At 57.2% G+C, this 23,213-nt stretch carries 25 protein-coding genes; 7 read left to right on the plus strand and 18 right to left on the minus strand.

The window, feature by feature from the left end; all coding sequences use genetic code 11:
- Nucleotide 1: 1 nt before the first annotated feature.
- The 7 genes from GOW48_RS04645 to GOW48_RS04675 all read right to left on the minus strand — a co-directional run bounded on the left by GOW48_RS04645 (nt 2) and on the right by GOW48_RS04675 (nt 6,911).
- On the minus strand, nt 2-730 hold the full coding sequence (locus GOW48_RS04645) for an SDR family oxidoreductase (RefSeq protein ID WP_170751765.1): 729 nt from the start codon (nt 728-730) through the stop codon (nt 2-4).
- On the minus strand, nt 727-2,259 hold the full coding sequence (locus tag GOW48_RS04650; RefSeq protein ID WP_170353500.1) for an ATP-dependent DNA helicase: 1,533 nt from the start codon (nt 2,257-2,259) through the stop codon (nt 727-729). Before GOW48_RS04650 ends, GOW48_RS04645 begins: the two co-directional genes overlap by 4 nt.
- Nucleotides 2,260-2,319: 60 nt before the next feature.
- Nucleotides 2,320-2,958 (minus strand): acyl-homoserine-lactone synthase, encoded by a 639-nt coding sequence (locus tag GOW48_RS04655; protein ID WP_170751767.1) that lies wholly within the window; start codon nt 2,956-2,958, stop codon nt 2,320-2,322.
- An 82-nt stretch (nt 2,959-3,040) separates the two neighbouring features.
- Nucleotides 3,041-3,760 carry a helix-turn-helix transcriptional regulator gene (locus GOW48_RS04660; RefSeq protein WP_170751769.1) on the minus strand — a complete coding sequence of 240 codons (720 nt, stop codon included), beginning with the start codon at nt 3,758-3,760 and terminating at the stop codon, nt 3,041-3,043.
- A complete protein-coding gene (locus GOW48_RS04665; RefSeq protein ID WP_170751400.1) occupies nt 3,699-3,917 on the minus strand; it encodes a hypothetical protein in 219 nt (72 codons plus the stop codon). The genes GOW48_RS04660 and GOW48_RS04665 overlap by 62 nt, the downstream gene beginning before the upstream one ends.
- A 206-nt stretch (nt 3,918-4,123) precedes the next feature.
- Nucleotides 4,124-5,410, minus strand: a complete 1,287-nt coding sequence (ccrA, locus tag GOW48_RS04670) for a crotonyl-CoA carboxylase/reductase (protein ID WP_170751771.1) — start codon at nt 5,408-5,410, stop codon at nt 4,124-4,126.
- A gap of 112 nt (nt 5,411-5,522) precedes the next feature.
- Entirely contained in the window at nt 5,523-6,911 is a 1,389-nt protein-coding gene (locus GOW48_RS04675; protein ID WP_170751773.1) for a 1-acyl-sn-glycerol-3-phosphate acyltransferase, read from the minus strand.
- A 143-nt stretch (nt 6,912-7,054) separates the two neighbouring features.
- Between GOW48_RS04675 and GOW48_RS04680 the strand changes: the two genes are divergently transcribed.
- From GOW48_RS04680 to deoD, 3 genes are all read left to right on the plus strand, one after another.
- Nucleotides 7,055-9,019 (plus strand): protein meaA, encoded by a 1,965-nt coding sequence (locus GOW48_RS04680; protein ID WP_170751775.1) that lies wholly within the window; start codon nt 7,055-7,057, stop codon nt 9,017-9,019.
- A gap of 125 nt (nt 9,020-9,144) precedes the next feature.
- A complete protein-coding gene (locus GOW48_RS04685; protein ID WP_170353506.1) occupies nt 9,145-9,462 on the plus strand; it encodes an H-NS histone family protein in 318 nt (105 codons plus the stop codon).
- A gap of 17 nt (nt 9,463-9,479) precedes the next feature.
- Nucleotides 9,480-10,190 (plus strand): purine-nucleoside phosphorylase, encoded by a 711-nt coding sequence (gene deoD, locus GOW48_RS04690; protein WP_170751777.1) that lies wholly within the window; start codon nt 9,480-9,482, stop codon nt 10,188-10,190.
- Nucleotides 10,191-10,439: 249 nt separating this feature from the next.
- Here the strand turns inward: deoD and GOW48_RS04695 are convergent, their stop codons facing one another.
- On the minus strand, nt 10,440-10,586 hold the full coding sequence (locus GOW48_RS04695) for a hypothetical protein (protein ID WP_170751779.1): 147 nt from the start codon (nt 10,584-10,586) through the stop codon (nt 10,440-10,442).
- A 489-nt stretch (nt 10,587-11,075) separates the two neighbouring features.
- Complete coding sequence (locus GOW48_RS04700; RefSeq protein WP_170751781.1) at nt 11,076-11,855, minus strand: succinate dehydrogenase iron-sulfur subunit; 780 nt, start codon at nt 11,853-11,855, stop codon at nt 11,076-11,078.
- 163 nt (nt 11,856-12,018) lie between these two features.
- Between GOW48_RS04700 and GOW48_RS04705 the strand changes: the two genes are divergently transcribed.
- Nucleotides 12,019-13,074, plus strand: coding sequence for a glycosyltransferase family 4 protein (locus GOW48_RS04705; RefSeq protein ID WP_170751783.1), 1,056 nt, complete (start codon nt 12,019-12,021; stop codon nt 13,072-13,074).
- Nucleotides 13,075-13,141: 67 nt separating this feature from the next.
- Here GOW48_RS04705 and sdhA read toward each other — a convergent pair whose 3' ends face one another.
- From sdhA to GOW48_RS04745, 8 genes are all read right to left on the minus strand, one after another.
- Nucleotides 13,142-14,947, minus strand: coding sequence for a succinate dehydrogenase flavoprotein subunit (sdhA, locus tag GOW48_RS04710; RefSeq protein ID WP_170353512.1), 1,806 nt, complete (start codon nt 14,945-14,947; stop codon nt 13,142-13,144).
- An 18-nt stretch (nt 14,948-14,965) separates the two neighbouring features.
- Entirely contained in the window at nt 14,966-15,337 is a 372-nt protein-coding gene (sdhD, locus tag GOW48_RS04715; RefSeq protein ID WP_170353513.1) for a succinate dehydrogenase, hydrophobic membrane anchor protein, read from the minus strand.
- A 12-nt stretch (nt 15,338-15,349) separates the two neighbouring features.
- Nucleotides 15,350-15,736: a succinate dehydrogenase, cytochrome b556 subunit gene (gene sdhC / locus GOW48_RS04720; RefSeq protein ID WP_170751785.1), complete on the minus strand. Its 387-nt coding sequence runs from the start codon at nt 15,734-15,736 to the stop codon at nt 15,350-15,352.
- A 198-nt stretch (nt 15,737-15,934) separates the two neighbouring features.
- Nucleotides 15,935-16,597, minus strand: a complete 663-nt coding sequence (locus GOW48_RS04725; RefSeq protein WP_170353515.1) for a DUF1194 domain-containing protein — start codon at nt 16,595-16,597, stop codon at nt 15,935-15,937.
- Nucleotides 16,598-16,652: 55 nt separating this feature from the next.
- Complete coding sequence (locus GOW48_RS04730; protein WP_170751787.1) at nt 16,653-17,681, minus strand: MaoC family dehydratase; 1,029 nt, start codon at nt 17,679-17,681, stop codon at nt 16,653-16,655.
- Nucleotides 17,681-17,887: a DUF1737 domain-containing protein gene (locus GOW48_RS04735; RefSeq protein ID WP_170751789.1), complete on the minus strand. Its 207-nt coding sequence runs from the start codon at nt 17,885-17,887 to the stop codon at nt 17,681-17,683. Before GOW48_RS04735 ends, GOW48_RS04730 begins: the two co-directional genes overlap by 1 nt.
- 10 nt (nt 17,888-17,897) lie before the next feature.
- The gene (locus GOW48_RS04740) at nt 17,898-18,452 is read right to left on the minus strand and encodes an NnrU family protein (RefSeq protein ID WP_170751791.1); all 555 of its coding nucleotides are present in this window, start codon (nt 18,450-18,452) and stop codon (nt 17,898-17,900) included.
- A 6-nt stretch (nt 18,453-18,458) separates the two neighbouring features.
- On the minus strand, nt 18,459-19,316 hold the full coding sequence (locus GOW48_RS04745) for an HpcH/HpaI aldolase/citrate lyase family protein (RefSeq protein ID WP_170751793.1): 858 nt from the start codon (nt 19,314-19,316) through the stop codon (nt 18,459-18,461).
- A gap of 171 nt (nt 19,317-19,487) precedes the next feature.
- On the opposite strand from GOW48_RS04745, the gene GOW48_RS04750 reads away from it, so the two are divergent.
- Nucleotides 19,488-19,787, plus strand: coding sequence for a hypothetical protein (locus GOW48_RS04750; RefSeq protein WP_170353520.1), 300 nt, complete (start codon nt 19,488-19,490; stop codon nt 19,785-19,787).
- Here the strand turns inward: GOW48_RS04750 and GOW48_RS04755 are convergent.
- Nucleotides 19,784-20,539 carry a sulfite exporter TauE/SafE family protein gene (locus GOW48_RS04755; RefSeq protein WP_170751795.1) on the minus strand — a complete coding sequence of 252 codons (756 nt, stop codon included), beginning with the start codon at nt 20,537-20,539 and terminating at the stop codon, nt 19,784-19,786. The two genes, GOW48_RS04750 and GOW48_RS04755, sit on opposite strands and share 4 nt — an antisense overlap.
- A gap of 146 nt (nt 20,540-20,685) precedes the next feature.
- Between GOW48_RS04755 and mdh the strand changes: the two genes are divergently transcribed.
- Together mdh and sucC are read left to right on the plus strand one after the other, a co-directional pair.
- Nucleotides 20,686-21,648, plus strand: coding sequence for a malate dehydrogenase (gene mdh, locus GOW48_RS04760; RefSeq protein WP_170751797.1), 963 nt, complete (start codon nt 20,686-20,688; stop codon nt 21,646-21,648).
- Nucleotides 21,649-21,966: 318 nt separating this feature from the next.
- A complete protein-coding gene (sucC, locus tag GOW48_RS04765) occupies nt 21,967-23,160 on the plus strand; it encodes an ADP-forming succinate--CoA ligase subunit beta (RefSeq protein WP_170751799.1) in 1,194 nt (397 codons plus the stop codon).
- Nucleotides 23,161-23,213: the final 53 nt, after the last annotated feature.

Genomic DNA, 23,213 nt, shown 5'->3' on the forward strand with positions numbered 1-23,213 from the left:
GTTACCCACGCCCAATGTAAGGCATCGTAGTCGCCATAACCGTCATGAACTGAACATTCGCATCGGGCGGCAAACTGGCCATGTGAAGCACCGAACGGGCAGCGTCACCAACGTCCATCGTGGGGTCCAGCTGCTGCCCCGCTGCGACGGCATTGTCTACCAAATCCTGCACCATCTGCGTCCGCGCGTTGCCGATATCGATCTGACCGCAGGCAACGCCAAATGCCCGCCCGTCCAAAGACAAGCTACGTGTCAACCCAGTGATCGCGTGTTTCGTTGCCGAATAATGCACCGAGTTTGGTCGCGGTACGTGGGCTGCAATCGATCCGTTATTGATGATCCGGCCGCCCTGAGGCGTTTGGTGTCGCATGATCCGAAAGGCTTCGCGCGCGCATAGGAACATTCCGTTCAAGTTGACGTTTACACTTTGGTACCAGTCTTCCAACGCGATCTCATCAATGGTGCCGCCGGGGGCAAAGATACCCGCATTGTTGAACAGGACATCCAGCCTGTCCGCCCTATTGGAAAACGTCCGAAAGGCCCGAGATACCGCAACCGGATCCGTCACGTCGGCAGCCAGAACGATCGCCTTGGGGTGCTGTTGCGCAATTTCGTCTAGCTTATCGGCACTGCGGGCCAACAAACCTACGGTCCAACCCTCATTCAGAAACAGCTCGGCTGTGGCGCGCCCTATGCCAGAGCTTGCGCCGGTTACGATGATCGTCTTCATGTCTCTTCCGCCTCCAATGTCAGCGAGGCCGCCGGAACCGCCCTCAGATCATCCACGCGCAGAGGATAAGTCGGCTTGGCCAAACGGTTTCGCACCACCCAAATCAACCGTTCCTGCGCACGCGTGATGGCCACATAGGCCAGACGTTTCCAAAGGGGCTGCCCCGCTTCGGTTCGGCCCATCCGAGCAGCCGCGTAGATATCGGGTGCAAAGACCTGCACCGTGTCCCATTGCGAGCCCTGCGCCTTGTGGATGGTCACGGCCGCCCCATGCAGAAAGGTCGCGCCCATGCGGGCGGCATAGGGGATGAACGGCTCTTCCTCATCTGGCATTTCGATTTTCACGATCGAGGCCGCGCTGACCTGCGGGTCCTCGGCCCCCATGACGTGCAGGCGCGAAAAACCCGGCTTGCGACCCGGCCCCAGATAAACAACCTGCGCCCCTTTGATCAGCCCGCGCGCTTCAAGGTCCAGACGCTTCTTGCGATGCTTCAAGGGCAGTTCGATCCCATCACAGATCAGCGGCTCGCCTTCCAGCAATTCGGTGTCCGGGGCACCATGCACCTGCCGAAACGCCTGAATCAAACGGATACGTGTCGCATTGCGCCACACCAGAACCGGGCTGCGGGCCATCAGATCAACCTCGACCCGCTGCCCCCACACGACGCGGTCATCCTGCCGGGCCGTTTGTTCAACCAGACGCTCGAAATCTTCAAACCCCATGGCAGGGTCCGCCAGCGCATGGGCCAAATCCAAAATGGGGTTGTCTGCAGTCTGGCGGTGCACCCGGTGCAGGATTTGCTTGCGCGGCTCGGGCAGACCGTCAAACACCATGCTGCCCGATTGATTGACCGGAGCAAGCTGCGCCGGATCGCCAAACAGCAACAACGTTGGGAAAATCTCCTGCAGGTCTTCGAACTGCCGGTCATCCAACATCGAAGCTTCGTCCACGAACCCGATATCCAAGGGTTCTTCCCGACGCTTCCAGCCAGTAATGAAATCCGAACCACGTAGCCCCGCCGCGGCCAATGCACCCGGAATGGACTTGTTGTTTTCATAAAACGCGGCGGCACGGTCCAGTGCCTCGTCCGTCAGCCCCTCGATCTCGGGGCGTTCGTCGTTTCCGGCCAGCCACTCGGCAATCCGCTCATATTCTGGGTCATAGACCGGGGTATAGAGGATGCGGTGGATCGTGGTCGCAGGAACCCCGCGCAACCGCAATACGCTGGCGGCCTTGTTGGTGGGGGCCAGAATTGCAAGGCTGCGTTTGTCCCGCGCCTTGCGGCTTTCAAAATCGCCCGAGACGATCTGAACGCCAGTTTCAGCCAGCGCCTTATAAAGCTCGGCCAACAGCAGCGTCTTGCCCGACCCAGCCTTGCCGATCACCGCCATCACACCGGATTTTCCGTTGCCCGGCAGTTTCAGCAAGGCATCGTCATCCAGATCAACGCCTGCCGACCTCAACATCTCTGCGATGTTGTCATAGGCGGCGGCCTGATCGTCCGAGAAGGTCACGAGGGGCGTAGACATGGCGCGACCCTACAAGGCCGCGCCAGCTATCACCAGATGCGGTTTCCGCTTTTCCGCAAGTTATGCCGACAGAGCAAACCGATGCTGCCGCGCGGTTCCGAAAGCGGTCTTGAACCAAAGACGCGACAGTTCACGCGGGATACCGGCCCGTTCGGCCACACGGTTGCAATCGTCAGAAGAATAAGGCCACAGCCCTACCGAAATCTGATTACGCCCCGTTCCTTGCGACCCCAACACCACCGGAGACGACCCGATCAGCCGGTAAATCCTGATCATTCGTGCATCAAACACGCCGGCGATGTGGGTCAGGCCGAACCCTTCCATGATTTCGCCCCCGCTCAGCATGATAGCACCGGCGGTATGCGGGCTAGCGGTGCGCGACAGGCAAAACCGCGTTACTTCCCAGATCAATGGACTGTGGATCGGCTCACCTCCGGTCAAATGTCCGAAGACTTCGTTTACCATGACGCGCCCGGTTGTCGGCAACACACGCATCGAGCCGCCATGACTGCCGTCTTCTTCTTCCCAGATAACATAGAGCGGGTTCAGATCATCATATTGATCCCGCTCTTCCCCCCTTTCATTGACATATACGTCCCAACCCAGTCGGGTTTTGAACTGATCGGCTCGGTCGCGGAACATTCCGTCGGCGAGCTCCGGAAACTTGTTAAGTTCGTCGGCAAACAAATAGCGCAACATGACATTTCCCCTTGTCGTCCTGTGCAGGAACGAAGGGGGTACGAAGTCGTGGTTAATTTACCGTTCGAGGTGCGCGCGGCCGTTAAACCACTATTAATCCCCGGCTTAACGCTGTTGCGATCGCATGGGTCGTGTTCTGTGCCCCAAGTTTGGCACGGGCACTTTCGATATAAACCCTCAGTGTATGCTCAGAGATCGACAGAGAATGCGCCACCTGTGCGCGACTGTAGCCCCGCGCAAGTAGGGTCATGGCGTCCACCTCGCGGGGTGACAATCCACGCGGCGCGTCTGGTTGGCGGTCGGTCTCAAATTCCAGCGCTTTGCGATTGAAATAATGAGCAATCAAAATCAGCTCGCGCCCATGCGCATCAATAAATCTTTTCCAGCTGTTATCGTCGCAGGAATGGTTAACGGTGAACAAGGCAAACTGACCATTAGGACCTCGAATCGGGATAGAATAGCCCTGATTGCCCACCCCGTGTTCGAGCGCATCCTGAAGAAAACTCTTCGCCACCTTGCCCGACCAGTCCAAGGACTTCCAATCCACCGGGTGAAAGCGTTGGAAACAGCCCAGAATTACCGGATCAATACGGTGGTAATTCCGCTCGCGGTATCGTTCTGCCCAGGCGTCGGGATAGGTGGTATAACCGTATTGGTCACCTGCCCCGTCAACCCAATGATATATAAGATGTTCAACCTGTAGCCGGTCGCGCAACCTGACGGCAACATCGCTTAGTTCATCAAGCGCGCTGGTGTTTTCCAAGTCCTCCAGGACCTGAGCCATATCCGGTGTTGTTCCCATTCGCGGGCGTCCGAGCCTCATCCTTCAAGGACGCAATCTCAGCCGCTGCGATCAGCTTGGTGTCATCCAACTGCTCGGCAAGCGCGGTCAAACCGTTCTCAACGGCGAATGCGTTGAGATCCGACAAAACGTCCAGTATCCACTCATTTTTCGCCATCTAGAGTCGCTCCGAAACGGTTAACGAAGGGTTAACACAACCATAACATGTGCAGTGTTTTTGCGACTATTCACTGGTTTCTACTCCCCAAAAATAGCGGGATCGGGTTTTGCAAGTCGTTGAAAACGATCACCCGCGCCCAAAACGCAGCGCACCCGCGAACCGAATTAACGATTCGCGGGCGCAATTTCTAGGAAGCAGGCCGGTTACCCGCGTGCGTCCAGAACCTCTTCGAGGGTGCGCATTCCGGTGCGCGGTGCCTGAACCAGAACCGACATGTTGCCGGGCTTATGCTCGTTGCGCATCATTTTCATGTGGGCTTCGGGCAGCTCGTTCCACGCAAAGACTTCAGACATGCAGGGGTCCAGACGACGCTCGACCATCAGCTGGTTTGCCGCCGATGCCTGCTTCAGATGTGCAAAGTGCGAACCCTGAAGACGCTTCTGGTGCATCCACATATAACGCACGTCGAAGGTCAGGTTGTATCCGGTGGTGCCAGCACAGATGACGACCATACCGCCCTTTTTCACCACGAAGGTCGAGACAGGGAAAGTGCTTTCGCCGGGGTGTTCGAACACCATGTCGACATTCACACCCTTGCCGGTGATGTCCCAGATGGCCTTGCCGAATTTGCGGGCCTCTTTGAACCACTCGGCATATTCCGGCGTGTTTACGGTAGGCAGCTGACCCCAGCAGTTGAAATCTTTGCGGTTCAGAACGCCCTTTGCGCCCAGACCCATCACGAAATCACGCTTGCTTTCATCCGAGATCACACCGATCGCATTTGCGCCCGCCGTATTGATCAACTGGATCGCATAAGACCCCAGACCACCCGAAGCGCCCCAAACCAAAACGTTCTGACCGGGTTTCAGGTCATGCGGCTCGTGACCGAAAAGCATCCGGTAGGCGGTGGCCAGTGTCAGCGTATAGCAGGCGCTTTCTTCCCAGGTCAGGTGCTTGGGGCGCGGCATCAACTGCTGCGCTTGGACATTGGTGAACTGGGCAAAAGACCCGTCCGGTGTCTCATAGCCCCAGATACGCTGGCTGTCGGAGTACATCGGATCGCCGCCATTGCAGGCTTCGTCGTCGCCGTCATCCTGATTGCAATGGATCACGACCTCATCACCCACTTTCCAGCGGCGCACTTTGTCGCCCACGGCCCAGACGATGCCCGAAGCATCCGAACCCGCGATATGGAACGGTTGACCGTGACCGTCAAACGGGCTGATCGGTTTGCCCAGCGACGCCCAAACGCCGTTATAATTCACACCTGCCGCCATCACCAGAACCAGCACCTCGTGGCTGTCCAGCTTGGGCACATCGACCACTTCCAGCTGCATGGCCGTGTCCGGCTCGCCATGGCGTTCCTTACGGATCGCCCACGCATACATTTTCTTAGGTACAAATCCCATCGGAGGGATTTCACCCATCTCATAGAGGTCTTTTTCCGGCGCGTCGTAGGACGCGATACCGCTTTCGGTGTCCAGAGCCATGTTGGCCTCCTTTTATCTAACCCTTCGCCGCGATGCAGAATCGCCTGCGTTACCAGATGAGATATTTGGACCTGAGCAATATTGCAATAGAATTTGAACCTATTTTGTAATTTTATGACCCAGCGGGTGCAGAAATTTCTTTTGCTGACGCAGCATCCCCAAACTCGATATCTTCCCGCGCAGAGGCCGCGTAGTAGTTCAACAGGTCAACCCGTTGACCAGATTGGGATATTTTTCCATCCACCTGCTTCAGGATCCGCCTCTGCACGAGTTGGTCCAGAGCTTGGGTTATCACAGTGTCATCTGGATCTGCCGAAGTTCCGTCGCGTCGCATGGAATCCGAAACAATACGTCGGACGTCATCTTCCAGCAATTCACCACGTTCCTGGATCAGTTTGCAGATCGCCGGCAGAGGGACAAGCGGGATAGCATCTTTAATACGGCCCATCAGGGCACGCGCCAGATCTGTCATAACGTCCCGCTCATGCTCGGTACGAAACTCCCGCAACGAGATCGGTTTCCCATACCGCACCGACGCGAGTCCGAACCGAGTGTACCGCCCGATCAAACGGCGACCGATCTGCTTGAGAATCCAACCCGTGATCACCCCAATACGGGCGCGAAAACGCCTTTCATTCCCCAGTGCAGCCTTGGTCAGGATCGTATCTTCAAGAACCCGGTCGTAATTCAGCGCGACAGGCACAAAGACCACATCTCGTCCATCCGGTTTGGTTCCATCCAGAATATACTTTAGAAGACCCAGCTTAGGGCGCCCCAGAGCACCACTTAGGCTTAGCCCCCCTTCAGGGAACATAGCCTGCGTTACCCCTGCTTCGGTCGCGTGACGCACATAACAGGCCAGGACCTGCCGGTAGAGCTCGCTGCCCGATCTGCGGCGGATAAAGTAAGCGCCCATGGCCCGGATCAGGCGGCTGAGCGGCCAGACACGCGCCCACTCGCCCACCGCATAGGACAACGCCGAGTGCTGCGCGGCCAGATACGTGACCAAAACGTAATCCATGTTGCTGCGATGGTTCATCACAAACACAACGGTTGCGTCGTGGTCGATGTTTTTTATCGCCTCGTCATCCTGATAGCTGAGGCGCACATCGTAGAACGCATTGCTCAGCATGCGGGCGACCCGAATTGCAAAACTGAAATACGCCACCGCCGAGAAAGATGGCACGATCTCACGCGCGTAACGGCGGGCGGTTTCGAAAGCCACCGCTTCGGGGACGCCGGTTTCATGTGCATGATCCTGAACCGCTTGTCCCACTTGGGGGTCGTAAATCAGGCGCTGGATCATGTCGTGCCGCTCGGCCAGCTTGAAAGGCTGAATCGGGCGCTGCAGCCGCGTATTCAGGCGCTTAACCGCACGTTCAAGGCGACGACGAAAGAACCATCGCACGGACGGAAACAGAAAATGCGAAGCAAATGTGACCGCGGCAAACACCAGGATCAGCAAAAACAGCCAAAGCGGAAGCTCCACGGTCTCAGTCATGCGCGCACCCTGACAGCAAACGTTGCGTCCTACAATCACAAGAACTGCATATGCCGCATCGCAGCGAATTGACATATCCCGAAAATTGCGCTTTAGAAGCCTTCAAAGTAATTTTATTGCCCACCAAGGACACGAGGCCCGCCATGACGCAGACGCAGAAAGATCGCCCCTGGCTCATCCGAACCTACGCCGGTCATTCCACCGCAAAGGCGTCGAACACATTGTATCGCGGCAATCTGGCAAAGGGTCAAACCGGGCTGTCAGTGGCCTTCGATTTGCCCACTCAAACTGGTTATGACAGCGACCATACGTTGGCTCGGGGCGAGGTCGGGAAAGTCGGCGTTCCTATCAGTCACTTGGGCGACATGCGAGTTCTGTTCGACCAAATTCCGCTGGAACAGATGAATACCTCGATGACCATCAACGCAACGGCACCATGGTTGCTGGCGCTTTATATCGCCGTGGCCGAAGAACAAGGCGCGGATGTCTCCAAGCTGCAAGGCACGGTTCAGAACGATCTGATCAAGGAATATCTGAGCCGCGGCACTTACGTGTGCCCGCCGAAACCGTCGCTGAAGATGATCGCGGATGTGGCCGAGTACTGCTATACCAACGTGCCAAAATGGAACCCGATGAACGTGTGTTCCTATCACTTGCAAGAAGCTGGCGCGACACCTGAACAAGAGCTGGCCTATGCCCTTGCAACAGCAATCGCTGTTCTGGACGAGCTGCGCCCGCGCGTACCGGCCGAAGATTTCCCCGCGCTCTGCGGTCGGATTTCGTTTTTTGTGAACGCGGGCATCCGTTTTGTCACCGAGATGTGCAAGATGCGCGCCTTCGTGGATCTTTGGGACGAGATTCTGAAAGACCGTTACGGGGTCGAAGATCCCAAGTTCCGCCGCTTCCGCTACGGCGTGCAGGTGAACTCGCTCGGCTTGACCGAGCAACAACCAGAAAACAACGTCTATCGCATCCTGATCGAGATGTTGGCCGTGACTCTGTCGAAAAAGGCCCGCGCCCGCGCGGTTCAGTTGCCTGCCTGGAACGAGGCGCTGGGTCTGCCCCGCCCATGGGATCAGCAATGGTCGATGCGGATGCAGCAGATTCTGGCCTATGAGACCGATCTTCTGGAATACGGCGATCTGTTCGACGGCAACCCCGCTGTCGACGCTAAGGTCGAAGAACTGAAAGCAGGCGCGCGCGCCGAGTTGGCAAATCTGGATTCGATGGGTGGTGCTGTCGCTTCGATCGAATACATGAAGTCCCGTCTGGTGGACTCGAACGCCGAGCGCCTGAATCGCATCGAACGTAATGAAACCGTTGTCGTCGGCGTGAACAAGTGGACCGAAGGTGAACCCTCACCGCTGCAGACCGAAGACGGCGGCATCATGGTTGTCGATCCAGCGGTCGAGCAAGAGCAGATCAGCCGTCTCAACGAATGGCGCTCCGAGCGCGATGACGCGGCCGTTACCGCGGCGTTGGCGTCATTGCGCGAAGCGGCGCAGACAGGTGCGAACGTCATGGAGCCTTCGATCGCAGCTGCCAAGGCCGGTGTCACCACTGGCGAATGGGCCGAAGAAATGCGCAAGGTTTATGGCACCTATCGTGGGCCGACCGGTGTGTCCGGGTCGGTATCGAACAAAACCGAAGGTTTGGAAGACCTGCGCGCCGCTGTGGATGCGGTCAGCGACAAGCTTGGTCGTCGTCTGAAGTTTCTGGTCGGCAAGCCAGGGTTGGACGGCCATTCAAACGGCGCGGAACAGATCGCTTTCCGCGCCCGCGATTGCGGTATGGACATCAGCTATGAAGGCATCCGTCTGACACCCGAAGAAATTGTGACCGCGGCGATGGAAGATCAGGCTCATGTGATTGGCCTTTCAATCTTGTCGGGCAGCCATATTCCTCTGGTGCAGGATGTCATGGCGCGCCTGAATACCGCCGGCTTAGACGTTCCGGTAATTGTCGGCGGGATCATCCCCGAAGATGATGCGGAAAAGCTGAGAGCAATGGGCGTCGCGCAGATCTATACCCCCAAGAACTTTGAGCTGAACGCAATAATGGGGGATATTGTTACGCTGGTTGACCCTCAAAACATTGCCGCTCAATAACAGTCGCATTACCTGTTCTTTTTCAATATCTATTCCATGGTAAATTGGGATAGATATCGCCCGTTGTTGGATTTACGGCATTGCTTTGAAAACGCCGTAATAAAACTTGGGCTGGGAGAACACGAATGGCGATTAACCTTGAAAAAATGTCGCGCAAAGAGCTGATTGACCTGCGCGGACAGTTAGATAAGGCATTAATAAAAGCAGAAAAACGCGAACGGCAAGAGGCTTTGAAAGCTGCAGAAAAAGCTGCGGCAGAATTCGGCTTTTCCTTGTCTGAATTGTCGGATGGCGGCATCGGATCGGGCAGTAAACCAAAAGCAAATGCCAAATATCGCAACCCATCTGAGCCAACTCAAACGTGGTCTGGACGCGGACGCAAACCGCAATGGGTTCATGACGCGCTCAATTCCGGAGCGGATATAGCCGATTTGGAAATCTGATAGGAATTAACTTTGACATGACAATTCATATTGGTGCCGAAAAAGGCGAAATTGCAGAAACGGTTCTTTTGCCCGGCGACCCATACCGGGCAAAATGGGCGGCCGAAACGTTTCTGGACGACGTAAAACAAGTCAACAATGTGCGCGGCATGTTGGGGTTCACCGGGACGTGGAAGGGCAACCGCGTAACCATTCAGGGCAGCGGGATGGGTATGCCATCGCTCTCGATCTACGTGAACGAGCTGATCCGCGATTATGGAGCCAAGACCCTGATCCGCATCGGTTCATGCGGCGGCATGCAGGATAAGGTCAATATCCGCGACGTGATCCTTGCGATGACATCGACCACGCTTAGCACGCCGTCCCGCGGGATCATGAAAGAGCTGAATTTTGCCCCGTGTGCGGATTGGGACCTGTTGCAAGCCGCCGCGACGGCTGCAGCCGCGAAGGGTACGCCGACCCTTGTAGGGGGCATTTACTCGTCCGACGTTTTTTATGATGAGCGCCCCGACTTGAATGAACAGATGGTGCGTCATGGTATCTTGGGCGTCGAAATGGAAGCTGCCGAGTTGTATATTCTGGCCGCCCGCCATCAATGCAGGGCACTGGCCGTTCTCACCGTCTCGGACCACTTGCTGACCGGAGAGGCTCTGCCCTCTTCCGAGCGTGAAAGCAGCTTTGGCGATATGGTCGAGATCGCTCTGCACGCAGCCTTTCCCGCAGCATAGATTCAAGCAGGGCGAAACTGCCCTGCTTGTTTAGCGCTCTCTAAGACATATGTTCGGCGCGTCTTTACCCTCATGCTGGGCGCCGCAAAACGCGCAGACCCAGATGCCTTCCTTTCGATGTTGACGCCACCGGCAATCGCGCGACAGGGACGTCGTTCTGGACCGCCAATAAAGGTAGGCGAAAACACCGGCGGCAAGTAAAAGCAACAGAACAGGCATGGCTATCCATTGCCCATTCCGCCCATCGCATCAAGCCGCGTTCGCGTATTCAAAAAGCTCAGGTTCGCGCAGCTCTGCAGTTTCGGTGGGTTCAGGCATGTAGTAAGCCCACGCCTGTTCCAAAAGCGCCAGCGCCTCAGCTGCGTTCGATTTGTTTTCAGATTCTTGCACTTGCATCGGAGCGATCCCATTCCGGTTCCATCACTCCTCCCTGTGCGGAAAATAGGCTGTCAAGCTGCGGGGGTCACCTCATCTTTTTGCAGTCTCGCCATTCCTCATTTGCATGCAAGGCTGGCATATGGTTTTGCCAACCTTGCGGGTCATTTGATTTACGCGGTGACACAGGCATTCGCTTGGGCGGCCTGCGCTTCGCTAACCCCGCTGCCCGGAACAAACACCTCGGTGTGTTTGCCATCCTTTCAGACAATCTGAGTGGTGAATTGGCCTTCAATCCCGGCTTGATTTGCGCAATCCACCTGTTTGAAAACAAGGTCCGCCCGGCTGCCACTTGATCCGCTGCATGCGGACACAACCGCAAGCGCAACGAGGGGAAAAACCTTTGTCAGCATTCTAGTCATTGAGGTACTCCGATATTTCAATACCCGCATGACACGAAAAACCCCGGGAGGTTTCCATCCCAGGGTTTGTCATTTTTTGAAACTGTGATCAAACTGCCCGTTCGACCATCATCTTTTTGATTTCGGCAATCGCCTTGGCCGGGTTCAGACCCTTGGGGCAAGTCTTGGCGCAGTTCATGATCGTGTGGCAACGATACAGTTTGAAGGGATCTTCCAACTCGTCCAGACGTTCACCCGTGGCCTCATCGCGGCTGTCGATGATCCAGCGATAGGCGTGCAACAATGCTGCGGGCCCAAGGTAGCGATCGCCATTCCACCAATAGCTGGGGCACGAGGTCGAGCAGCTTGCGCACATCACGCACTCATACAGACCATCCAACTTTTTGCGATCTTCGATGGACTGCTTCCACTCTTTCGCAGGGCGGTTGGTCTTGGTTTCCAGCCATGGCATGATCGAGGCATGCTGAGCATAGAAATGCGTCAGGTCCGGTATCAGGTCCTTGACGACCGGCATATGCGGCAGCGGGTAAATCTTAACATCGCCCTTGATCTCATCCATGCCATAGATACAGGCCAACGTGTTGATCCCGTCGATGTTCATCGCGCAGGATCCGCAAATGCCTTCGCGGCAGGACCGGCGGAAAGTCAGGGTTGGGTCAATCTCGTTCTTGATCTTGATCAGCGCGTCCAAAACCATTGGACCACAGTTGTCCATATCAACGAAATAGGTATCAACCCTAGGATTCTGACCATCATCCGGGTTCCAGCGATAGATCTGAAACTTGCGCACGTTGGTTGCGCCATCCGGCTTGGGCCAGGTTTTTCCGGTTGTGATCCGGGAATTCTTTGGCAGGGTGAGCTGTACCATTTCCGACCTCGCTAAATTCCTGCGCATTGATACACTCAGAACCGCTGAAAGCCAACCATTTAGCCTTGAAAACACCCAATAAAATTAGGCAAATTCGCCTATGCACCGGGATTTAGCAATCAGGCAAGACCCCGCAAATGATGAGCAGCATCCGGGACCCTAAATGCAGACCAAAGTCGCCAATTTCCCATACGGCACGAAGAACCCTTATCAGGATATGATGTATTCGGCTTGCAGCCCCGAATTCACTTTGTCCGCCCCACGCGAGGTTTCGTTTGCGCAATTCGCAAACCCCGATTTCAGAGCAGCACACAGGATTATTCATCTTCATTGGGATGACCGCCTGTTCCGTATCGTCGAATCCGATGACACAAGTCCGCTTTTTCATGAAGTCAAACGAGGGCTAGAGCGCTACCGGGAAAACGGCGGGCGTCTGATTTGGACCATCCACAACCAGGCAGCGCATTCGCAGGCCGAGCTTACCGACAATTTTCGGCAGATTCGCCAGCAACTGACTCAGATGTCTGACCTGATTCATGTGCATACACCCCACGCGGCGCGTCACATGATCTCGGAATATGGTGCAGATTCAGAGAAGATTCGATTGATTCCCCATCCAAGTTACCTTGGCGTCTATGAGCCGACAGAGGTCACGCTTAACCGGTCAGCGCCCGCAAACCAACCGATCCGATTCCTGGCTTTTGGTGCAATGCGTGGAAATCGTGACCTGGACAAGCTGCATGAAGTCGCCCGCAAATTGACCAATCGCGGACATTCGTTCGAGCTATCGGTGGTCGGGAAAGTCTTTCGCTCGGGACGCAGGCTAATGCGTCGAATGCAGGTGAATCCGAATGTGACCGTGATTTCCGACCGTGTTCCGGACGACGAAATTCCCACGATTTTCTCGCAATCGCATGTCTACACCTTGCCATCAATGAACACGTTTACGTCGGGAACTGCCATGCTGGCCCAAACCTTCGGGCTTCCGATCATTGGCCCGGACATTGATCCACACAAACACACGACCCCCGAAGCCTGTCATGACCTGTTGTATCCGGCGCAAAACCCGCGCGGATTGATCCGGACGATGATGCGGGTGATGGAAATGTCAAAAGACGAACTGAACGAAAAACGCCGAGCCTGCTTGCAATTCGCTGTTGCCCGTCAACCAGCCCATATTTCTGGTCAGTTGAAGCAAGCTCTTGCAGAACTCACATAGGGAGACTGTCTCATAAAAAAGCCACCCAGCTTATGGGTGGCTTTTTTGTGGTTTTTAAACAAATGCGTCAGAAAGTCCGCGCCTTCGGTGCGATTTTCTTGAGGCTGATTCCGCCTTCGGCTTCGGTCGTCAGCGGGTCCGCAATCACAGGACGATAGCTGAGCTCAACCTTATTACCCTCGACCCGGCTGACGGTGTGAACACGCCAGTTCTCATCATCGCGCTCGGCAAAATCCTCATGGGCATGGGCACCACGAGATTCCTTACGCGCTTCGGCTCCGACGATCGTTGCCAATGCGCTCGGCATCAGGTTGCCCAGTTCCAGCGTCTCCATCAGGTCGCTATTCCACACCAACGAGCGGTCGGTGACTTTCAGATCATCCATCTTAGCCGCAATGGCCGTCATCTTTTCGACGCCTTCGGCCATGGTCTTGGCGGTACGGAATACTGCCGCGTCAGCCTGCATGGTTTTCTGCATCTCAAGCCGCAGGTCGGCGGTCGGAATCGAACCATTGGCGTTGCGTGCCGCATCGAACCGGTCAAAAGCCTTATCGACCGACGCCTGATTCAGCACCGGATTCGCAGCCTCGGCATCTACAACCTTACCGGCCCGGATCGCGGCCGCGCGGCCAAAGACCACAAGGTCGATCAAAGAGTTCGAGCCCAAGCGGTTTGCCCCATGAACTGAGGCACAACCGGCCTCGCCCACAGCCATCAGGCCGGGAACCACGGCGGTTGGGTTATCGGCGGTGGGGTTCAGAACCTCGCCCCAATAGTTTGTGGGGATACCGCCCATGTTGTAGTGAACCGTCGGCAGAACCGGGATCGGTTCCTTGGTGACATCCACGCCCGCAAAGACGCGCGCAGATTCTGAAATGCCCGGCAAACGCTCGGCCAGCGCCTCGGCAGGCAGGTGGCTGAGGTTCAGGTGGATATGGTCGCCATTGTCACCGTGGCCACGGCCTTCGCGGATTTCCATCGTCATCGAACGGCTTACATAGTCACGGGGCGCCAGGTCTTTGTACTGGGGCGCATAGCGCTCCATAAACCGCTCGCCTTCCGAGTTGGTCAGGTATCCGCCCTCTCCTCGCGCGCCTTCGGTGATCAAGCAGCCCGAACCGTAGATGCCGGTGGGGTGGAACTGCACGAACTCCATATCCTGCAAGGCCAGGCCTGCACGGGCCACCATGCCGCCGCCGTCGCCGGTGCAGGTATGGGCCGAAGTTGCGCTGAAATAGGCGCGACCGTAACCGCCGGTCGCCAGCACAACCATCTTGGCATTGAAAACATGCATCGTGCCGTCGTCCAGCTTCCAGCAGACGACGCCCTGACACTGCCCATCGTCGGACATGATCAGGTCGATGGCGAAGTATTCGATGTAGAACTCGGCGTTGTTCTTCAGCGATTGCCCGTACAGAGTATGCAGGATCGCGTGGCCGGTCCGGTCAGCAGCCGCACAGGTGCGCTGCACTGCAGGGCCTTCGCCAAATTCGGTGGTGTGGCCACCGAACGGGCGCTGATAGATCTTACCTTCCTCGGTCCGGCTGAAAGGCACACCGTAGTGCTCCAGCTCGTACACGGCCTTGGGCGCCTCACGCGCGAGGTATTCCATTGCGTCAGTATCGCCCAGCCAGTCCGAGCCTTTGACGGTGTCGTACATGTGCCACTGCCAGTGGTCCGGACCCATATTCGACAGTGACGCGGCAATGCCGCCCTGCGCCGCCACTGTATGCGAGCGGGTCGGAAAAACCTTGGTTACACAGGCGGTGCGCAACCCTTGTTCGGCCATGCCCAGGGTGGCCCGCAGACCCGCCCCACCGGCGCCGACAACGACCACGTCATATTCGTGCGTTTCGTATTCGTATGCAGCCATTTCTTTCAGCTCCGGGAATTAGAGGGCAATGCGGGCGATGGCGAATAGGCCCGCCGCAGCCGCGCCGTAGGACAAGCAGGTGGTCAGGATGATCAGGACCTTCTCGGTCGTGCCGTGGGTATAATCCTCAAGCATCACCTGCGCCCCTTCGGCGAAGTGTTTCATGCCGATCACAAGCGTCAGTGCCGCAACAATTGCCGGGAACGGGCGCGAATAGTAGTCCAGCACCACATCATAAGGCTGCCCCAGCATGGGACCAAAGGTGAAGATGAACAGCGGAACAAGGATCAGCAATGCCACCGAGCTGACCTTCATCCGCCAGAAATGAGCTGTGCCTGCCTTGGCCGATCCAAGGCCACTGGCGCGTTTGCGGTCTGTCAGATAACGCATGTCTGGCCTCCTTTACGCAACGATGATCAGGGTCAGCAGGGTCAGGACAACCGACCCGATGACAACCGCCCAACCCAGCTTCTCCGCGACCTGCAACTCCAGCCCCTTCGCGTTGTCCCAGATCAGGTGCCGAGCACCTGCCAGCGTGTGGTACCACAACCCCCACAGGGACAGAGCCATCACAAGATCACCCAAAACCGATGTCAGCCACCAATTCGCACGCTCGTATGCTTCGGGCGAGGATGCGGCGGCCAGAAACCACCATACGATCAGCAAGGCCGCCACGATCATCGCGTTCCCGGTGATACGGGTCAGAATAGAGGTGACCGAGGTCAACTGCGGGCGATAGATCGACAGATGCGGCGATAACGGGCGATTGCCCCGGTTAACATCGGCCATGGCGGCTCCTTTTCGGTTGGCTACCGAACGTTTTACTGTTTTTTGCGACTCTGTCACGTGCTGCAGATGCAAAAAAGCCTAATATTGGAGCAAAATGACGCATATTTGAGAATTGTGATCACACAAAATAATGACGTGATCACAAATGAATTCAAGTCCATCGAGTGTTAGCGCCGCGACTTCCGAATCTGCATTCACTCAGTCCAGACCTGCGGTTTGCTGCGTCACTTCCCGCAACAATTTCTTGCGAATACGTTCGGGGTAATCTTCAAACCCCGCAGCCGAGACCACAAAGGCCCCTTCGCCCACGATCACGTTTTCAAAGAAGTAGGCGGTCAGGTCTGGTTCGCTTTCTTCGATCGCAATCGCGTTCACTGTTACACCTTGGCTACGCAAAACTTCATGTATCTCGCTAGGCTCAACCCCTTCGTTAGAGGTTCCATCACCCGAGATATCGATAAGATGCCTTTTGCAGGTGGCGACTTCGTCAAAACTCGACAGCGTCATTTCCAGGGCCTCGCCTATTGCGGTCGAGAAATTACGCCAGACGCGCGGGTCAGCAGCCACCTGATCTGCAAACAGATCCAGCGTTTCGAAACTGTCGATATTGGTCCAGGGGATTGTGATCTTCTGCCGCGAGGCGCCTGTCCATTGCACAAGCATCAAGCGGGCCTGACCACGCACCAGTGCTTCAGACACGATGGGATCGCGCAAACCTGCAGCCAACCCGTCCATCTGAATACGGTATTCCGAGGAATCAACCGATCCAGAGACATCCACTGCCAACGCCAGCGCAAGATCGCAGGCCATGGCGGGTGAAGCCAGGCAAAAACTCAAAGCTATAGATCGGAACGCGCGCATGACCGCAGCCTAGCACGAATGACGCGGGCTGCGATCACATGAATGTGGGTAGGTATCAAACAGGCATCAATGCCCAGTAGTCCAGATCAAGCAACACATTGGGCATATAGCGCCCGTCTTCGTTTTTCAGCAGGAAGGGTTCGCCGCACTTTGTTGCGACCAAGCGTAGACGGATCGCCCCCACGCCGGGCACGCCGGTTTCGGCCTTGTCCAGAACCTCGGACCACGCCTTGATCGTATCACCCGCAAAACACGGGTTGGCGTGCGCGCCGCCATTCAGGCCCACCACCATCTGCGCATTGGCCAGACCATTGAAAGACAATGCCCGCGCCATCGAGATCACGTGACCGCCATAAATCAGGCGTCCCTCCGGGCGGAAGGTCAGGTCGAAATGCACTTTGGCGGTGTTCTGCCAAAGGCGGGTGGCCAGCATATGCTCGGCCTCTTCTATTGTGACACCGTCCACGTGGTCGATCTTTTCGCCGATCTCATAATCGCCCCAGCGATGCGCCTCACAGGCTTGGGCAAAATCGTAGTTCGAGAAATTCAAACCCTGCGGAATGACCAGATCACTTGGCTCCAACGCCTTTTTCAACTCGGGCACCACTGCGTCGGGTGCGGGGGCGGACAGGTCTGATTTGCGGACCATCACCCAGCGGACATATTCCATGACCGCCTCATCGCGCTGATTCAGGCCACGGGTGCGCACATAAACCACCCCGGTTTTGCCGTTCGAGTTCTGCTTGACCCCGATCACCTCGGATTCCGACCGCAGAGTGTCGCCAGCATAAACCGGTTTCAGCCAGCGCCCCTCGGCATAGCCCAGATTGGCAACTGCATTCAGAGAGACATCCGGCACTGTCTTGCCGAACACCACATGAAACGCCGCCAGATCGTCCAACGGGCTTTGTGGCAAGCCGGATGCCCGGGCAAACTCGTCCGAGGAATAGAGCGCATGACGCGCAGGATAGAGCGCGTGATACAGCGCCCGCTCACCATCGGTAACGGTGCGCGGCACCGCGTGTTGCAGCACCTGCCCGACGGAATAGTCCTCGAAAAAGCGGCCCGGATTGGTCTTTGCCATTATTGCTGTCCCAGTTTCATATCGGGTGAATAGTCGGCCGCGACCTCTTTGGTCACAGCCTGCGCACAGCGCATCACGTTGTTTGCGGCGTCAAAGGCATAGGACGGGTCACCATACAGCTCCCACCCTTTGGCCAGAGCGTCGGACACTTTGTGGCAAAAGGCCGAGGTGTCCTCCTCCGTCAGCAGACGATAGAGTTTTGCCATTTTATTCCCCTCACGATCCGAACGGAGACGGGCCGACCAGCCCGTGAATATAACCGATGACACCCAGCAGAACGATCGAGGCCACAAAGAACATCGCGTCTTTGCCGTAGGTTCCGGGTTCACCGGGTGTCCAGTCAGGCTCGGACTTGTTGATCACGATCACTTCGACCACGGCCCAGGCCAGCAATCCGCCGAACAGGATGATCGAGGCCAGATCGCCATTTACCAGCAGATGCGCAAAGGCCCACAGCTTGAACCCGCCCAGCATCGGATGGCGCAGCTTGTTCAGCAGGCGGCCTTTCTTGGGTGCGGGGCTCATCAGGAAGATGGCGATCAGCACCAGCAGGTTGTTGACGTGGATCAGGAATGTGGGCGGCGCCCAGACATAGATGAAATCGGTCATGCGATAGCCGAAGATCATCAGCAAAATCGCCGCCACCAGCGCCAGTGCCACCGCACCTTTGCCGCCATTGCCCATGGCCTCGCGCTGCGTAGGCGCGACGCGTTTTAACAGATGTGCGGCCCACCAAAGCGCCACACCAAGGATCAGAAGAACGAAGCCCATGCTGGCTTACCCCGCTTGCAAAGCTGAAATCGCCTCTGCTTTTGCCAGAATTTCGCGGGCGGTTGCAACGTGCAGGTTCTCAACAATTTTGCCATCCACGACAGCAACGCCTTGCCCTTGCGCCTCGACCTCTTCAAAAGCAGCGATCTGACGTTGGGCCAAGTCGATTTCCGCATCCGAGGGCGCATAGGCCGCGTTGGTGATTTCGACCTGAGCCGGGTGTATCAGCGTCTTGCCGTCAAAGCCCATATCGCGGCCCTGCGTACATTCTGCGGCTAGCCCCTCGTCATCCTTGAAGGCGTTATAAACGCCGTCCACGATGATCAGGCCCTCGGCCTTGGCGGCCAGCAGACACAGGCCCAGCGAGGTCATCAGCGGCAGGCGATCGGGACGGAAACGGGTCTGCAATTCCTTGGCCAAATCGTTGGTGCCCATCACAAACCCCGCCATCAGCGGATGCGCGGCAATTTCGGCGGCGTTCAGCATACCGCGCGGTGTCTCCATCATCGCCCAGATCGGGATATCTCCGGTGATCGCCGCCAGAGCGTCTACATCAGCGGCCGAGTTCACCTTAGGCAACAGAACCACATCGGCATCCATGTCCCGCACGGCCTCGGCATCAGCACGGCCCCATTTGGTGTCCAGCCCGTTGATGCGCACGATCTTGACCCGCGCGCCGTATCCGCCCGCGGCCAAAGCGGCCTTGAGCGTTTCCCGCGCGTTCTCTTTTTCATCCGCGGCAACCGCATCTTCCAGATCAAAGATGATCGCGTCGACCGGCAGGGTGCGCGCCTTGTCCAGCGCCCGATCTTTCGAGCCGGGGATATACAGTACAGAACGATAGGGGCGCTGACGGGGGTCCATTGGCCTCTCCCTTAAGAAATAAAGTTGCGCGGAATGGGGCATTTTTTGCCGGAAAGTTCAAGAGCAAAATCGCCGCATTGCAGCATAAGCGACGCAACGTGCGTTGGCTTAACCGGATTTCGGTGCCTCGCCTGCACCCTTTGGGGCAGATGGAATCGAAAGGGTGCACGGATGAAAAAGACGCTGTTCAAGATGACGATGGGGCTGGGCATCATGGTGCTGGCCGCCCAGCAGGTACAGGCCCGGAACTGCGCCCCGCGCGAAGACGTGGTCAAGCGGTTGACCGAAACCTATGGCGAGACCCGTCAGGGCATCGGCATCGCGCGCCGAGGCGCGGTGATGGAGGTCTATGCCTCGGACACAAGCGGTAGTTGGACGATCACGGTGACGATGCCAGACGGAATGACCTGTCTGATCGCGTCCGGTCAGTCTTATGAGGACATGGCCGAGGCGCTGCCGCCCAACGTCTAGGTCAGCGCGTCCCAGATCAGTTTGCTGCCGGTCAGGGTCAGCAGGACATAAGCGATGCCAAAGAACAGGCGCTCTGACAGCATGAAATGCGCCCGGACGCCCAGCCACGCGCCAAGAATGGCGAAAGGGGTCAGTAGTAGATCCGCCAGCGCCGTGTGCCATGTGAACAGGCCCAAATAGGCGAAGGGCACGAATTTCGCTGCGTTGATGACCCAGAAAACCAGCACGGTGCTGGCCTGAAACTCGGTCTTCGTCAGGCGTTGCGACAGCAGGTATACGGCTGCGGGCGGGCCGCCGGCGTGGCTGACAAAGCTGGTGAACCCAGCCACCAGCCCCGCAAACAGCCCGGCCGAGGGTGGCAGCCGGTTGGCAAAGCCGCGAATCCAGCCCTTGCTTTGCGCCACATGCCAGACCACGAACCCGACCGAGATCCCCCCGATCAGCAGACGCAGCAAATCGTCATCTGTCACGCGATACAGCCACGCGCCCAGCGCGATACCAGGCACAGCGCCAAGGATCAGCAGGCGCGAATCCGGCCAGCTCCAGCGTTTCCAATAGGGTTTCAGCGTGGCGACGTCGATCACCATCAGGATCGGCAGCATCAGCGCAAGCGCCTGTCCCGGCGTCAGGATCAGCGCCAGAATCGACGAAGACGCGAAGGCCACGCCCGACCCGAACCCGCCCTTGGAAATGCCGGCGAAGATCACGGCCGGGATCGCCACGGCAAAAAACATCAGGTCCAGTTCGAACATTTAGTCTTCCGAATACTTCAGGAATCGCGCCCCTCGGACGGCACAAATACGGTATGCGGTTGTATGCCACGCAGCACAACCCTTGCACAAATCCGTTTTACCGACTAGCACAACCGCGATTTCTAACCCCATCGGAGATTTTCCACATGGCCAGACCCAAGATCGCGCTGATCGGCGCAGGTCAGATCGGCGGCACGCTCGCCCACCTCGCTGCAATGAAAGAACTGGGTGACGTCGTCCTGTTCGACATCGCCGAAGGCACCCCCGAAGGCAAGGCGCTGGACATCGCAGAATCCGGCCCCTCCGAAGGGTTCGACGCCAAGCTGAAGGGCACCCAGTCCTACGAAGACATCGCAGGCGCGGACGTCTGCATTGTGACCGCCGGTGTACCCCGCAAACCGGGCATGAGCCGCGACGACCTGCTGGGCATCAACCTGAAGGTCATGAAATCCGTGGGTGAAGGCATCGCTGCCAATGCTCCTGATGCGTTCGTCATCTGCATCACCAACCCGCTGGACGCAATGGTCTGGGCGCTGCGCGAATTCTCGGGCCTGCCCCACAAAAAGGTCTGCGGCATGGCCGGCGTTCTGGACTCGGGCCGTTTTGCCCATTTCCTGTCGGAAGAATTCAACGTCTCGATGCGCGATGTGACCGCATTTGTGCTGGGCGGCCACGGCGACACCATGGTGCCGTCGGTGCGCTACTCGACCGTTGCCGGTATCCCGCTGCCCGATCTGGTCGAGATGGGCTGGACCACGCAGGAGAAACTGGACGCCATCGTTCAGCGCACCCGTGACGGCGGTGCCGAAATCGTTGGCCTGCTGAAGACCGGCTCGGCCTTCTATGCTCCGGCCACCTCGGCGATCGAAATGGCCGAAGCCTATCTGAAAGACCAGAAGCGCGTTCTGCCCTGTGCCGCCTATTGCAATGGCGAGCTGGGCGTAGATGGCATGTATGTCGGCGTCCCCACCGTGATCGGCGCAGGCGGCATCGAGCGTGTTGTCGACATCAAGCTCAACGAAGAAGAGCAAGCCGGTTTCGACAACTCGGTCAACGCCGTGAAGGGCCTGATCGAAGCGTGCAAGGGTATCGACAGCTCTCTGGCCTGATCCTTCCACAGCACAAAATTCAAAAAAACCGGTCCTCTTTGGGCCGGTTTTCTTTTGCAATCAAGGCTGATGTTAGACGTGTCGCCAATGTTGGCGCAAACGTCGCAAATCCTTTATTTGTTGGCACCAATGGCCATGCGTATCCAGATATCGAATCAACATACACCGCCCACAAAATTTGTGATCACACCAGAAAATACTGTGATCACAAATGCTGAAAATCTTTGCTAAAAACCGCGTCGGCGGCAAAAAAACCTTTAAACTTGTCCCCTAGACACCCCTATAACGATCTAATCGTAGTCAGACGGGACAATTTCGATGAATATTCACGAATACCAAGCCAAGGCTCTTCTTCGCAGCTATGGCGCTCCGGTCTCCGAAGGTCGCGCGGTTCTGCGCGCCGAGGAAGCCAAAACCGCAGCCGGTGAACTGGATGGCCCCCTTTGGGTTGTCAAAGCCCAAATCCACGCAGGTGGCCGCGGCAAGGGCTCGTTCAAAGAGGCCGACGCCGGTGAAAAGGGCGGTGTCCGTCTGACCAAATCGGTCGAAGAGGCCGCCGAAGAAGCCAAAAAGATGCTGGGCCGCACGCTGGTTACACATCAGACCGGCCCCGCGGGCAAGCAGGTCAACCGCATTTATATCGAGGCCGGGTCCGGCATCGAGCGTGAGTTGTATCTGGCGCTGCTGGTGGATCGCCAGACCAGCCGCATTTCCTTTGTCTGCTCGACCGAAGGCGGCATGGACATCGAAGAAGTGGCCGAGTCCACGCCCGAGAAAATCCTGTCCTTCTCGGTGGACCCTGTGACCGGCTATCAGGCCTATCACGGTCGTCGCATCGCCTTCTCGCTGGGTCTGCAAGGCGCGCAGGTCAAGCAATGCGTCAAGCTGATGGGTCAGCTGTACCAAGCCTTCGTCGAGAAGGACATGGAGATGCTGGAGATCAACCCGCTGATCGTGGCCGAAGGCGGCGACCTCAAGGTGCTGGACGCCAAGCTGGGCTTTGACGGCAACGCGGTTTACCGCCACCCCGACATCGCTGAACTGCGCGACGAGACCGAGGAAGACCCCAAAGAACTCGAAGCCTCGAAATACGACCTGAACTACATCGCGCTGGATGGTGAGATTGGGTGCATGGTGAACGGTGCCGGTCTGGCGATGGCGACCATGGACATCATCAAACTGTATGGTGCCGAGCCTGCCAACTTCCTCGATGTAGGTGGCGGAGCCACCAAAGAGAAAGTGACCGAGGCGTTCAAGATCATCACCTCGGACCCGAACGTCAAAGGCATTCTGGTCAACATCTTCGGCGGCATCATGCGCTGTGATGTGATTGCCGAAGGCGTAGTCGCCGCGGTGAAAGAGGTCGGCCTCAAGGTTCCCCTGGTCGTGCGTCTGGAAGGCACGAACGTTGAGAAGGGCAAAGAGATCATCAACACCTCTGGCCTGGACGTAATCGCAGCGGACGACCTGAAAGACGGTGCCGAGAAGATCGTGAAGGCCGTCAAAGGCTGATGTCATCCCGTTGGATGGGCTTCGGCCCATCTTTCCCAAGATTTCGGTGGGCT

It is taken from the genome of Ruegeria lacuscaerulensis (assembly GCF_013033355.1).
GTDB lineage: Bacteria > Pseudomonadota > Alphaproteobacteria > Rhodobacterales > Rhodobacteraceae > Ruegeria > Ruegeria lacuscaerulensis_A.

Excerpts from the sequence above, each read along its gene's own strand:
- GOW48_RS04645 (WP_170751765.1), bottom strand. The coding sequence starts at position 730 with ATGAAGACGATCATCGTAACCGGCGCAAGCTCTGGCATAGGGCGCGCC.
- GOW48_RS04650 (WP_170353500.1), bottom strand. The coding sequence starts at position 2,259 with ATGTCTACGCCCCTCGTGACCTTCTCGGACGATCAGGCCGCCGCCTAT.
- GOW48_RS04655 (WP_170751767.1), bottom strand. The coding sequence starts at position 2,958 with ATGTTGCGCTATTTGTTTGCCGACGAACTTAACAAGTTTCCGGAGCTC.
- GOW48_RS04660 (WP_170751769.1), bottom strand. The coding sequence starts at position 3,760 with ATGGGAACAACACCGGATATGGCTCAGGTCCTGGAGGACTTGGAAAAC.
- GOW48_RS04665 (WP_170751400.1), bottom strand. The coding sequence starts at position 3,917 with ATGGCGAAAAATGAGTGGATACTGGACGTTTTGTCGGATCTCAACGCA.
- ccrA (WP_170751771.1), bottom strand. The coding sequence starts at position 5,410 with ATGGCTCTGGACACCGAAAGCGGTATCGCGTCCTACGACGCGCCGGAA.
- GOW48_RS04675 (WP_170751773.1), bottom strand. The coding sequence starts at position 6,911 with ATGACTGAGACCGTGGAGCTTCCGCTTTGGCTGTTTTTGCTGATCCTG.
- GOW48_RS04680 (WP_170751775.1), top strand. The coding sequence starts at position 7,055 with ATGACGCAGACGCAGAAAGATCGCCCCTGGCTCATCCGAACCTACGCC.
- GOW48_RS04685 (WP_170353506.1), top strand. The coding sequence starts at position 9,145 with ATGGCGATTAACCTTGAAAAAATGTCGCGCAAAGAGCTGATTGACCTG.
- deoD (WP_170751777.1), top strand. The coding sequence starts at position 9,480 with ATGACAATTCATATTGGTGCCGAAAAAGGCGAAATTGCAGAAACGGTT.
- GOW48_RS04695 (WP_170751779.1), bottom strand. The coding sequence starts at position 10,586 with ATGCAAGTGCAAGAATCTGAAAACAAATCGAACGCAGCTGAGGCGCTG.
- GOW48_RS04700 (WP_170751781.1), bottom strand. The coding sequence starts at position 11,855 with ATGGTACAGCTCACCCTGCCAAAGAATTCCCGGATCACAACCGGAAAA.
- GOW48_RS04705 (WP_170751783.1), top strand. The coding sequence starts at position 12,019 with ATGCAGACCAAAGTCGCCAATTTCCCATACGGCACGAAGAACCCTTAT.
- sdhA (WP_170353512.1), bottom strand. The coding sequence starts at position 14,947 with ATGGCTGCATACGAATACGAAACGCACGAATATGACGTGGTCGTTGTC.
- sdhD (WP_170353513.1), bottom strand. The coding sequence starts at position 15,337 with ATGCGTTATCTGACAGACCGCAAACGCGCCAGTGGCCTTGGATCGGCC.
- sdhC (WP_170751785.1), bottom strand. The coding sequence starts at position 15,736 with ATGGCCGATGTTAACCGGGGCAATCGCCCGTTATCGCCGCATCTGTCG.
- GOW48_RS04725 (WP_170353515.1), bottom strand. The coding sequence starts at position 16,597 with ATGCGCGCGTTCCGATCTATAGCTTTGAGTTTTTGCCTGGCTTCACCC.
- GOW48_RS04730 (WP_170751787.1), bottom strand. The coding sequence starts at position 17,681 with ATGGCAAAGACCAATCCGGGCCGCTTTTTCGAGGACTATTCCGTCGGG.
- GOW48_RS04735 (WP_170751789.1), bottom strand. The coding sequence starts at position 17,887 with ATGGCAAAACTCTATCGTCTGCTGACGGAGGAGGACACCTCGGCCTTT.
- GOW48_RS04740 (WP_170751791.1), bottom strand. The coding sequence starts at position 18,452 with ATGGGCTTCGTTCTTCTGATCCTTGGTGTGGCGCTTTGGTGGGCCGCA.
- GOW48_RS04745 (WP_170751793.1), bottom strand. The coding sequence starts at position 19,316 with ATGGACCCCCGTCAGCGCCCCTATCGTTCTGTACTGTATATCCCCGGC.
- GOW48_RS04750 (WP_170353520.1), top strand. The coding sequence starts at position 19,488 with ATGAAAAAGACGCTGTTCAAGATGACGATGGGGCTGGGCATCATGGTG.
- GOW48_RS04755 (WP_170751795.1), bottom strand. The coding sequence starts at position 20,539 with ATGTTCGAACTGGACCTGATGTTTTTTGCCGTGGCGATCCCGGCCGTG.
- mdh (WP_170751797.1), top strand. The coding sequence starts at position 20,686 with ATGGCCAGACCCAAGATCGCGCTGATCGGCGCAGGTCAGATCGGCGGC.
- sucC (WP_170751799.1), top strand. The coding sequence starts at position 21,967 with ATGAATATTCACGAATACCAAGCCAAGGCTCTTCTTCGCAGCTATGGC.